General features: G+C 73.8%; 7 protein-coding genes. 3 read left to right on the top strand and 4 right to left on the bottom strand.

Translation table 11 applies throughout. The annotated features are described in order from the left end of the window. The first annotated feature begins 7 nt into the window (after positions 1 to 7). Both CYQ11_RS11535 and CYQ11_RS11530 read left to right on the top strand, forming a co-directional pair. Positions 8 to 2,842: a bifunctional glycosyltransferase/CDP-glycerol:glycerophosphate glycerophosphotransferase gene (locus tag CYQ11_RS11535; protein ID WP_099200288.1), complete on the top strand. Its 2,835-nt coding sequence runs from the start codon at positions 8 to 10 to the stop codon at positions 2,840 to 2,842. Beyond that, the gene (locus CYQ11_RS11530) at positions 2,839 to 4,017 is read left to right on the top strand and encodes a glycosyltransferase (protein ID WP_099200289.1); all 1,179 of its coding nucleotides are present in this window, start codon (positions 2,839 to 2,841) and stop codon (positions 4,015 to 4,017) included. The genes CYQ11_RS11535 and CYQ11_RS11530 overlap by 4 nt, the downstream gene beginning before the upstream one ends. Positions 4,018 to 4,061: 44 nt before the next feature. Here the strand turns inward: CYQ11_RS11530 and CYQ11_RS11525 are convergent, their stop codons facing one another. After that, on the bottom strand, positions 4,062 to 5,864 hold the full coding sequence (locus CYQ11_RS11525; RefSeq protein ID WP_420894515.1) for a glycosyltransferase: 1,803 nt from the start codon (positions 5,862 to 5,864) through the stop codon (positions 4,062 to 4,064). A 109-nt stretch (positions 5,865 to 5,973) separates the two neighbouring features. On the opposite strand from CYQ11_RS11525, the gene CYQ11_RS11520 reads away from it, so the two are divergent. After that, the gene (locus tag CYQ11_RS11520) at positions 5,974 to 7,494 is read left to right on the top strand and encodes a glycosyltransferase family 39 protein (protein WP_099200291.1); all 1,521 of its coding nucleotides are present in this window, start codon (positions 5,974 to 5,976) and stop codon (positions 7,492 to 7,494) included. A 109-nt stretch (positions 7,495 to 7,603) separates the two neighbouring features. Here CYQ11_RS11520 and CYQ11_RS11515 read toward each other — a convergent pair whose 3' ends face one another. Genes CYQ11_RS11515 through CYQ11_RS11505 form a run of 3 tightly spaced genes read right to left on the bottom strand, consistent with a single transcriptional unit; the run spans position 7,604 to position 11,277 of the window. Continuing rightward, positions 7,604 to 8,485, bottom strand: a complete 882-nt coding sequence (locus CYQ11_RS11515) for a carbohydrate ABC transporter permease (protein WP_099200292.1) — start codon at positions 8,483 to 8,485, stop codon at positions 7,604 to 7,606. After that, the gene (locus tag CYQ11_RS11510; protein WP_099200293.1) at positions 8,482 to 9,840 is read right to left on the bottom strand and encodes a carbohydrate ABC transporter permease; all 1,359 of its coding nucleotides are present in this window, start codon (positions 9,838 to 9,840) and stop codon (positions 8,482 to 8,484) included. Before CYQ11_RS11510 ends, CYQ11_RS11515 begins: the two co-directional genes overlap by 4 nt. Before the next feature lie 12 nt (positions 9,841 to 9,852). Then, the gene (locus CYQ11_RS11505) at positions 9,853 to 11,277 is read right to left on the bottom strand and encodes an ABC transporter substrate-binding protein (protein ID WP_099200294.1); all 1,425 of its coding nucleotides are present in this window, start codon (positions 11,275 to 11,277) and stop codon (positions 9,853 to 9,855) included. Positions 11,278 to 11,337: the final 60 nt, after the last annotated feature.

Genomic DNA, 11,337 nt, shown 5'->3' with positions numbered 1-11,337 from the left:
GTGACCCATGTCCGCTTCCCCTCCCCAGTCCGCTCCGGAGCCGGCTGCCGCGTCCGGTGCCGTGCCCGTTCCGGCCCCCGCCCCCGATGTGAGCGTGGTCCTGATCGTCTACAACGACGCCGAGCGCCTGCCGCGTGCCGCGCGGTCGGTCCTCGGGCAGTCGCTGCGCAACCTCGAACTGCTCATCGTGGACGACTGTTCCACGGACGGCACGCCCGCGGTCGTCCGGGAGCTCGCCGCCGCTGATCCCCGGGTGCGCGGGCTGCGGCTGCCGGCCAACAGCGGCGGCTGCGGTGCCCCGCGCAACGCCGGCGTCGACGCCGCCCGCGCGCCGCACCTCATGTTCCTCGACAGCGACGACGAACTGCCCTACCACGCCTGCAAGTCGCTGCTGCTGACCGCCGAGAAGACGGGCGCCGACTTCGTCACCGGCGAGGTCACCCGCCTCTTCGAGGAGACCGGCGCCACAGGCCTGTGGTATCCCGGGCTCTTCGAGGACGTCCGCCTGGTCGACGGTGTCCGCGCCGTGCCCGAGTTCTTCGTCGACCACCTCTCCACCAACAAGCTCTACCGCGCGGACTTCCTCGCCCGCCACAACCTGCGTTTCCCCGAGGACGTGCACTACGAGGACCAGCTCTTCACCGCCCAGGTCCTCACGCTCGCGCGGTCCTTCGCCGTCGTACCCTGGCCGGTCTACACCTGGCGGCTCGCCGGGGATCCCGCCCACGGCCCGTCCATCTCCTCCAGCCGGCACCGGATGCAGAACGTGGCGGACCGCATCGCCGTGGCCCGGCGGGTCGACGCCTTCCTGGAGGAGTCGGGCAACGCCGACCTGAGGCCGGCGAAGGACGCGAAGTTCCTCGGCCACGACCTGCGACTCCACCTCGGCGACCTGCCCTTCCAAAGCGAGCGGTGGGCCCGGGAGTTCGCCGCCACCGTCGTCCCCTATCTGGACGCCATGAACCCCGCGGCCCTCGCGGCCGTCCCGCGCGAGCAGCGCGTCTGTCAGTACTTGCTGCAGGCCGGGCGGCTCGCGGAGGCCGCCGAGTGCGCGCGCACCCTCGACAGACCGCTGCTCGCCCCCCGTCACGTGGTGCGGGACGGCTCGGGCCGTACGTACTGGGGACGCACCCTGCCGCAGGACGAAGAGGCCGCCGACGCCCTGGACGTCAGCGCGTGGCGGCTGGACGAACAGCCCTTCACGGGCGGGCCCCTGCGGCACGAGGCGGAGCTGCTGGAGCCCACCGGACCGGTCCTGCGGATCCGCCTGCGCACCTACGACCCCTGCCGGCTGCTGACGGGGGGCGCGCCGGACACCGCGGAGCTGCGGCTGGCCGCCTCGGGGGCGCCCCTCACCGTCCCCTTTCGCTACGCGGCGGCCGACGAGGGGGCCGAGGTCCGCACGGCGTCGATCGACCTCGACCTCGGCCGGGTGCCCCTGGGAGCCAAGGGGTTCACGGGCCGGCGCCACCCCGTGGTCGTCCTCGGCCGGCTGGGCGCCACCCGCACCGATCCGCTGCTGGTCGCCGCTGACGCGCCGACGCTGCGAGCCCGGGTCGGGAGGCACGTGGTGCGGGCCCGCTGTGAGGGGCGGGGGGCCGGGCGGCTCGAGATCACCTGGCAGCGCGCGGGCGTGCTCGCCGGGGCCGAAGTCCTGGCCCCCCGCCTTGCCCCCGCGCGCAGGGTCGTGCGCCGGGCCACCGGCGCCCGGGCCAAGGCCCTCGCCTGCCACGAGCTCCAGAAGCTGCCCGTCGACGACGGCCTGGTCGTCTTCGAAGCCCTGGAAGGGCGCGGTTACGCCGACAGCCCCCGCTACGTCTACGAGGAACTGCGGCGCCGTCGGCTCCCCCTGCGAGCCGTGTGGTCCTACACCGGCAGCCCCGCCTCCTACCCCGAGGACGTCGAGCTGGTGAGAAGGGGCAGCTGGGAGTACGTCCGCACGATCGCCCGGGCGCGCTACTGGGTGGACTCCCACGGCTTCCCCCTGCACTTCCCCAAGCACCCCGGCACCCGCTACCTCCAGACCTGGCACGGCCAGGCGTTCAAGTACATGGGCTTCGACGTCCCCGAACTGCGGCTCGCGAGCGCAGAACGGCAGCGGCAGCACCGCGCCGCGGTCGCCCGCTGGGACGCGCTGATCGCACCCAGCATGGAGTTCGAACGCACCTTCGTGCGGGCCAACGAGTACAGCGCGGAGCTGCTCCGCACCGGGCTGCCCCGCAACGACGTGCTCGTGCGGTGGAACGACCCCGAGCAGCGCGACCGCGCCGCCGCCGCCCGCGAGCGGCTCCAGATCCCCGACGGCCGCAAGATGCTGCTCTACGCCCCCACCTTCCGCGACGGGGCGCGCGGCAGCGGCGAGTCCGTCCGGGTGGACCTGGCGGAGCTGGTGCGCGCCGTGGGCGAGGAGTGGACGGTCGTGGTCCGCCCGCACTACTACGAACGGTTCACCGTGCCGCGCGAGCTGGGCCACGCGCTGCGCGACGGGCGCGACTTCACCGACCTCAACGACCTGCTGCTCGCCTCGGACGCGCTGCTCACGGACTACTCGTCGGTGATGTTCGACTACGCCAACCTGGGCCGCCCCATCCTGCTCTACACCGACGACTACGCCGACTACCGCTCCCTCGCCCGTGGCACCTACTACGACCTGCCCGACATCGCCCCCGGCCCGATGCTCGCCACCGGCGCCGAACTGATCGCCGCCCTGAAGGACCTGGACGGGGTGCGCGAGCGGTGGGCCGGGGCCTACGCCCACTTCCAGGCCCGGTTCAACGCCCTGGAGACCGGGCGGGCCAGCAAGGCCGTGGTCGACCTCTTCTTCGAAGGGAGCGCACGATGACGCCTCCGGCCGGCCACCCGGCGGGCCCGCGCAGCCTCTTCCTCGTCGGCATCGATGTCGACTCGATGGGCGGCTCGCAGCGGGTCCTGCACACCCTCGCCCAGGGCTTCGCCGAACGGGGGCACGACGTCGAGCTGATCGGTATCCGGCCCAGCCCCGAGCCCCACTCCTACACCGCCGACCCGGCCTACCGGCACACCACGCTCTACCCCACGCCCGCCACGCCCGTCCCCGAGGCGGCCTCGCTCGCCGAGCGCTTCGGCCCGGCCCGGCTGCGCGAGGCCCGCGCCCGGCGGGCCCAGCGGGGGCGGGCCCGTGGGCTGCTGGCCCGCAGGCTCGCCGCGGTGCCCCGCGGGCGGCGGGCCCACCTGGTCGTCGGCTCGCCCTGGGCCGCGGTCTGGCTGGAACCGGTGCCCCGGCCACCCCACCTGAAGGCCATCGGGCAGTACCACGAGTCGTTCCACCAGGCCTGCCACTCCGTCAACCTCCAGCTGATCCTGCGCCACTACCCGGCGCTGGACAAGGCGCTCTTCCTCAGCGAGGCGGACGCGGCCGAGTTCCGCCGCAGACGACTGCCCAACGCCGGGGCGATGCCCAACCCCGTGCCCTTCTCGCCCTCCGCCGCGGCCCCCCTGGACACCCGCCGCGTGGGCGCGGTGGGACGGCTGGACCACGTCAAGCGGCTGGACCGGCTGATCGACGCCTTCGCCACCGCCGCCGCCCGGCACCCCGGCTGGGAGCTGCACCTGTTCGGCGACGGACCGGAGGAGGCGGGGCTGCGGGAGCGGGCGGCCCGCCTGGGCGTCGGCGACCGCGTCCGTTTCCGGGGCAGCGTCCGCGACATGGCCGCGGCCTACCGCGAGCTGTCCGTGGTGGCGCTCACCAGCGAGTGCGAGGGGCGCCCCATGGCCCTCGCGGAGGCATCCGCCGCCGGGGTGCCCAGCGTCGCCTTCGACCTGTCGGGCGGGGTGCGCGAGCTGGTCGGCCACGGGCGCACGGGCACGCTCGTGCCGTACGGCGACACCGCGGCGTTCGCGGTCGCGCTGGAGGAGCTGATGGGGGACCCGGCGCTGCGCGAGCGCTACGGCCGGGCGGCGCGCACCCATGTCGCGCCGCTGGCGCTGCCGGCGGTCCTGGACCGCTGGGAGGCGCTCTTCGAGGAGACGGACCGTTAGGGGGATCGGGGGTGGTGGACGTCAGGACGAGGGGCGGGGTGCCGCTACGGCGAGGAGGACGCGCGGGGCCCGCGCGACCTGCGCAGTCTGCGCAGGGCGACGCCCAGCGCGCCGAGCAGGCCCGGCGCCAGCCGCAGGGCGAGCGTGCCGTTCGCGGCGGCGTAGGGCTGCGCCAGCAGCACGCCGTAGCGCAGGCTCGGCAGGGCGCGGCGGCGCAGCCCCTCGCCGGCCCGGGCCGCGGTGTGCACGGTGCCGCCGTGTGCGCAGCGCACCCGCACCCGGATGTCCCAGGCCTGGGGCCCGCGGCTGGCGCGGGGGCGCAGCCGCGCCAGCCCGGCCGTGCGCTCGCGCCGCGGCGGCGCGCCCGTGCCGGGGCCGTGGGCGGGCGGGGCGGCGTGGCGGCCACGGGACCGGGCGGGCGGCGTGGAGGCGCCGGCCGCCGTGACGGGCCGGGGTGCCGCGGTGCCGTCGGGGCGTCGGCCCCGGGTGGCCAGCGTGGTGAGGTTGACCGTGAGGCGGGCGGTCCAGGCCCGGTCGTCCTCGGTCAGGGGGACGGCGTATTCCAGGGCGGCGCGCCCGTTCCTGAGCCGGAACTCGACGTCGACGGTGTGCGGGCGGGCCAGGGCCAGCCGGTCGTAGAGGTCGTGGACGACCAGGTGCAGCTCCACGCGGGGGCCGGACTGCGGCCGCAGCTCCGCGTCGACGGTCACGGGCAGGCGGCGCGCGGGCTCGGCGGCGGGGCCGGCCAGGCCGTCGAGCGGCACCCGGGTCAGGTCCGCCGCCCACACGGGCTGCCCCGCGACCGCCGTGTAGGGCGGCAGCAGCCGGGCGGGCCGGGCGGCGAGCTGGGCCAGCCGGTCCAGGTCGCGCGGCGTCTCCGTGGCCAGCACCACGCGGGCGATCCAGCGGGCCGGGGCGCGGGCGGCCCGCAGGTCCTCCTCGTCGAAGGAGGCCAGGCAGGCGCGGGTCACGCGCCACCAGGCCCGTCGGTATCCGGCGCTGTGCGCGGGCAGTTCGCGGACGTACATGCGCAGGTCGTGGTCGAGGAACTTCACGCGGGCCGCGTGGGCGAGCGGCTTGCTGCCGGCGTCGAGGAAGACCTCCACGCCCTGCTGGTGGGCGCGGACACGGGCCTGCCAGTTGGCGACGGGCGTGCGGTCGAGCGAGAGCGAGGGCCGGGCGGCGTCCCGTCGCACGTGCCAGATGTAGACGGGGTCCGGCACGGTCGCCACGCGCGGGGCGGCGGCGAGGACGCGGGCGGTGAAGACGAAGTCCTCGTAACGGAAGTCGCCCTCGGGGAAGGTGATGCCGCGCGCGGAGAGGAAGGATCGTGCGTAGAGCTTGTTGACGCACAGGGTGTCGTGCAGGAGCGCGGGGTGGTCCTCGGGGGCGTGGTGCACGGCCGCCTCGCGGTAGAGGCGGGGCTGCCAGGGCGTGTCGCGGCCTCGGGGCAGTTCCCGGCGCAGGCACAGCCCCGCCGTGACCGGGGCGTCGTGCCGCAGTGCGGCGTGCAGGAGCGAGGCCACGGCGCCCTGCGGAAGCACGTCGTCACTGTCCAGGAACATCACATACGGGGACGTGGCGGCCCGCACGCCGTCGTTGCGGGGGGTGCCGCAGCCGCCGCTGTTGACGGGGCGATGGATGACCCGCAGCCGGGGTTCCTCGGTGGCCAGCCGGTCCAGGACCGCCGCGGTGCGGTCGGTCGAGGCGTCGTCCACGGCGACGACCTCGGCGACGGCCGGGCCCTGGGCGAGGGCGGAGTGAACGGCGTGGCCGATGAGCGCGGCGTCGTTGTAGCCGATGACGATCACGCTGACCTGTGCGGCGGAGGTTCCGATCTCGCTCACTGTCACAAAAGACATTTTTATCCAATAAGTATGGCTAATCAGGGTATTGCTCACCCGCGTGTGGTCGGACACGCCGCACGCGTCCGCATTCGAACGGAGACGCACACCGATGGGGGAGACGGAACGGACGGCGCCGGCGCCGGGGAGAGGGTGGAGCCGGCTGGGCCGGCCCCGGGGTGGCCGGGCCGCCGCGGTGCTCGCACCGGTGGCCGTCATGCTGGCCCTCGGCCTGTGGGGGCTGGACCGCGGCACCGTGTGGCGCGACGAGGGGGCCACCCTCCAGGTGGCCCGCCGCTCCGTGCCCGAGATCTGGCACCTGCTCGGCAACGTCGACGCCGTGCACGGCCTCTACTACCTGCTGATGCACCCTCTGATGGCCCTGCGGGCCGACGAGACGACGCTGCGCCTGCCGTCGGTGCTGGCGGCCGCGGCCACGGCCGGGCTGACGGCGGCGGTCGGCGTCCGGCTGGCCCGCCCCCGGGTGGGCCTGTGGGCCGGCCTGCTCTACGCGGTCACCCCGTTCGTCAGCCACTACGCCCAGGAGGGCCGCTCGTACGCCCTGGTCGCGGCCGGCGCGGCGCTGGCCACCTGGCTGCTGCTGAGGGCTGTCGAACACCCGTCGTACGGCTGGTGGGCGGGCTACGGCGCGGCGGTGGCGGTCACGGCGCTGCTGCACGAGTTCGCCGTCCTGCTGCTCGCGGCCCACGGCGTGACGCTGCTCGCCTCACGGGTGCCGTGGCGCGTGTGGCGGGGCTGGGGGTGCGCGGCGGTGGCGGCCTGCGCGGTGCTGGCGCCCCTGGCCGTGGTCTCACGGGGCCAGAGCGAACAGGTGTCCTGGCTGCGGACGCCCGGCTACGAACAGGCCAGAGCCCTGCTCTACGCCTTCGCGGGCCCCGGCGACGCCGTCCTGGCCGGCACCCTCGTGCTGACGGCCGTCGCCCTCCTCGTGCCCCTGCCCCGCACCGGCCCGCTCCAGCTGAACGCCGTGGCCCTGCCGCTGGCCCTGATACCGCCGCTCCTGCTCTACGTCGCCGCGCAGCGGCAGCCCCTCTTCCTCGACCGCTACCTGCTGTTCTCCCTCATGGGCGTGCCGCTGCTCGCCGCCGCGGGCGCCGAGCGGCTCCTGGGGCTCCTGCCGTGGCGGCGGGTCGCGATCACTGCCGGGGTCGTGGCAGTGGCGGTGGCGTTCATGGCGCAGCTGCCGGCCCAGGAGCGCGAGCGGCTGCCGGCGAGCCGGGGCGACCAGCCCGCCCTGGTCGCCTCGGCCGCCGGGAAGCTGGTGCGGCCCGGTGACGCGGTGCTGTTCCTGCCGCACTACGAGCGCCGGATATCCCTGTTCTACCCGGACCGCTTCACGGGACTGAGCGACCTGACCCTCAGGCGCTCGGCCGCCGCCTCCGGCACCCTCTTCGGCGAGGAGGTCACGGCGGCGCGCCTGCGGGAGCGGCTGAGCCGGCTCGCCCCGCGGCGCCGGGTGTGGGTGGTGTGGGACACCTCCACCGTCGGCACCCGCTGGTTCCGGGCCCAGCGCGCCGAGTTCGCCAAGACACAGGTGCTCGACGCGCTGTACCGGGAGGAGTCCACGGTGTACGTGCACGGGGGCGCGGTCTCGCTGTACGTGCGCCGCTGAGGGCCCTGACGGCCGGGACGTGCCGCCGAACACGCCCCGGGTCACCCCACCACGCCCCCCGCGCTCACCTCACGACCGCCCTTGCGGTCATTGCACCGCCCTCCCGCGGTCACTTCACGGCACCCGCCATGACGCCGCTGACGAACTGCCGCTGGAAGGCGAAGAAGACCGCGAGCGGCACGATCATCGAGAGGAAGGCACCCGACGCGAGGATGTCCACGTTGTCGCCGAACTGACGGACCTGCTGCTGCAGGGCCACCGTGATGGGAGGGTTGCCGCTGTCGGCGAAGATCAGCGCCACCAGCATGTCGTTCCACACCCACAGGAACTGGAAGATGCCGAGCGAGGCGATGGCCGGACCGCCCAGCGGCAGCACCACCCGGGTGAACAGCCGCAGCTCGCCCGCGCCGTCCAGGCGCGCCGCCTCCAGCAGCTCGCGCGGGATCTCCGCGAAGAAGTTCCGCAGCAGGAACACCGCGAAGGGCAGCCCGAAGGCGGTGTGGAAGAGGACCACGCCCACCGTGGACTCGAAGATGCCCAGCGTGTTGAACAGCTTCGCGACCGGGATCAGGGCGACCTGCACCGGCACCACCAGCAGACCCACCACGACCATGAACCACCAGTCGCGCCCGGGGAACTCGAGCCAGGCGAAGGCGTATCCCGCCAGCGCCCCGACGAGGATCACCAGCACCGTCGCCGGCACGGTGATCAGCGCGGTGGTCAGGAGCGAGTGCATCACCTTGTCGTTGGCGAACAGGTCGCTGTAGCTCCGCGTCGTCAGCTGGGCCGGATGGCTGAAGACCTTCCACCACCCCGACGCCGCGATGTCGGACTTGTCGCGCAGCGACGACAGCAGCAGCCCGACGGTCGGCATCAGCCAGAACAGGCCCACGACGACGAGGAAGAACCTCGTCACGCCCCCGCCGAGGCGGGCCGCCAGCCGCGCGGGCAGCGACTGCCGGGCCCGTACGACCGTACTGGTGGTGCTCATCGCCGCCCCTCCCGTTCTTTCCTGATCCGTCGGATGTTGACCACGACCACCGGCGTGACGAGCAGCAGCAGGAAGACGGCGATGGCGCTGCCCACGCCCTGGTTGACGTCGGTGCCGAAGGAGGACTGGTAGAGCTGGAGGGCCAGGACGTTGGCGTCGTGGAGGCTGGAGCCGGGCGCGATGATGTAGACGAGGTCGAAGATCTTCAGCACGTTGATCATGAGTGTGACCACCACGACCGCGAGCACCGGAGCCAGCAGCGGCACCGTCACGCGGCGGAAGACCTGCCACTCGTTCGCCCCGTCGACCCGGGCCGCCTCCAGCAGCTCGCGCGGCACGCTCGCCAGGCCCGCGGCGATGAGCACCATCGCGAAGCCCGCCCACATCCAGATGTAGGCGCCGATGATCGACGGCGTCACCAGGGTGGGGCCCAGCCAGTCCACGCCGTTGTAGGCCGAGGCGAAGTTCGAGGCGGGCAGCCGCAGCCGGGCGCCGTCGGCTGCGGGGGGCAGCGTGAAGGTGCCGTCGGAGGCCGAGGTGGCCGAGGCCACGGTGCGGCCGTCCTTCACCGCCTCCACCCTCACCCCCGCCAGGGCCTTCTCCTCGGCGTCGATCTTCCCGGCGGTCCCGCCGCCGCCCCGGGTGAAGTCCATCCACACGGTGCCGGTGACCTTCCCGCCCACGTCCCGGGCCGGTATCGCCTCCTTCGCCCCGCCGGCGTCCTCCGGCTTCACGGCCACCAGCGGCAGCGCCACCGCCGCCCCGGCCCGCACCGGCGACGTCGTCGTGAACGCACCGCCGCCGCTCGCCGCCAGCCCGCCGTTCGGCCGCGGATGCGCGCCGGGGTAGGGGGCCGGTGCGGCGAAGGTGTCGTGGACGCCCACCCACACGGCGTTGGCGACGCCGCGGTCCGGGTCCTGCTCGTAGACCAGCCGGAAGATGATGCCCGCGGCCAGCATCGAGATCGCCATCGGCATGAAGACGACCAGCTTGAACGCCGTGCCCCAGCGCACCCGCTCGGTCAGGACCGCGAAGATCAGCCCCAGGGCGGTGGCGACGGCCGGGGCGACGATCACCCAGACGACGTTGTTCTTCAGGGCCGTGCGGATCCGGTCGTCGGTGAAGACCTCCTGGTAGTTGCCGAAGCCGACGAAGCCGTCGCCGGACGCGTCGAAGAGGCTGCGGTAGACGGAGTAGCCGATGGGGTAGACGACGAGCGCGCCCAGCAGGGCCAGCGCGGGCAGCAGGAAGCACGCGGCCACCCAGGGCCGGGTGCCCAGCGCGCCCCCGCGCCCGGTGGCCTTCGGTACGGCGGGGCCCGCGGGCGCTGCGGCGCCCGGAGTCGCGGTGCTCACGGCGCCGGCCCGTCAGCTCTTGAACGCCTTGGCCGCGTCGGACTCCAGCCGCTGCTGGGTGCCCGCCACGTCCGCCGGGTTCTTCAGGAAGTCCTGGAGCGTCTTCCACTCGCCCTGGCCGGGCTTGGCCCCGAAGGAGGCCGGAGCCTGGTCCGACATGTCGAAGCGGAAGTCGTCCCCGGCCGCGACCACGGCCTTGGCGATGGAGCGCTGTACGTCGTCGGGGTAGGCGGCGGGATCGAGGTTCTTGTTCGCGGACACGAAGCCGCCCTGGGCGGCCCAGACCTGGGCGGCGTCGGAGGACGCCAGGAAGGTCAGCAGCGCCTGTGCCGCCTGCCCGTCCTTGAGCGCCACCCCCACGTCGCCGCCGGTCACCACGGGGGAGCGGCCGCCCACCGCCGGGAACGGGAAGACCTTGGCGTCCGTGCCGATCTTCGCCTTCGCCCCGGTGATGTTCGCGGCGGCGAAGTCGCCCTCGAAGACCATGGCGGCCTTCGCCTTCTCCCCGCCGCTGAACGTCTGGGTGACGGACGTGGGGAACTGGGTCTGGAGCGCACCGTCGTTGCCGCCCGCCAGCAGCTCCTTCTTGCCGAAGAGCTGACCGAGGGTCGTCAGCGCGTCCTTGACCGACGGATCCGTCCACTTGATCTTGTGCTGGGTCAGCTGGTCGTACTTCTCCCGGCCGGCCTGCGAGAGGTAGACGTTCTCGAACCAGTCGGTGAGGGTCCAGCCGTCCGCACCGCCGACCGAGACCGGGGAGACGCCGTAGTCGGCGACCGCCTGCGCGGTCTGGAGGAACTCCTGCCAGGTCTTGGGCTCCTTGGCGCCCGCCGCCTCGAAGACCTTGGTGTTGTACCAGACGAGGGACTTGTTCGTGGCCTTGTAGTACACGCCGTACTGCTTGCCCTCGTACGAGCCCAGGTCCTGCCAGCCCTTGGCGAAGTTCTTGTTCAACTGCGCGGTCACATCGCCGCCGAGCGGCTTCAGCCAGCCCTTCTGGGCGAATTCGCGCAGCACGCCGGGCTGTTGGAGCATGGCGACGTCGGGCGGGTCGCCGCCGGCGACCTTCGAGCCTATGAAGGCCGCCATGTCGTCGCCGCTGGGCACGAACGACACCTCGGCGCCGGTGCGTTTGGCGAACTCGTCCAGCACCTTGGTGAAGTGCTGCTGCTCCGTGCCGGTCCAGACGGCGGTCACCTTGAGCTTCTGACCGTCCAGCTTGGGGAGTTCGACGGTGTGGGAGATGACGTCGGACTTGCCCGGCGCGGGTTTGGCGCTGCTGTCCCCGCCGTCCTTCTTGTCGTCCCCGCTGTCGCCGCAGCCGGCGGCGGTGAGCGCCAGCGCCCCCGCGGTGGCCAGTGCGAGCGCGGTGCGGGCCGCGCGCGTCCTGTGGAACGGTGTGTGCGGTGGGCGTGCTGCGCGTCGTGCCGTGTGCATGGCCGTACCTCCCGTGCCCGGTCCCCGTCGGCGGCCGTCACGCCGCACGTGTCCCGGCAT

It is taken from the genome of Streptomyces cinnamoneus (assembly GCF_002939475.1).
In the GTDB taxonomy this organism is placed as follows: Bacteria; Actinomycetota; Actinomycetes; order Streptomycetales; family Streptomycetaceae; genus Streptomyces; species Streptomyces cinnamoneus_A.
The sequence above is the reverse complement of the archived record's forward strand: the minus strand, read 5'-3'. Positions and strand labels throughout refer to the sequence as shown.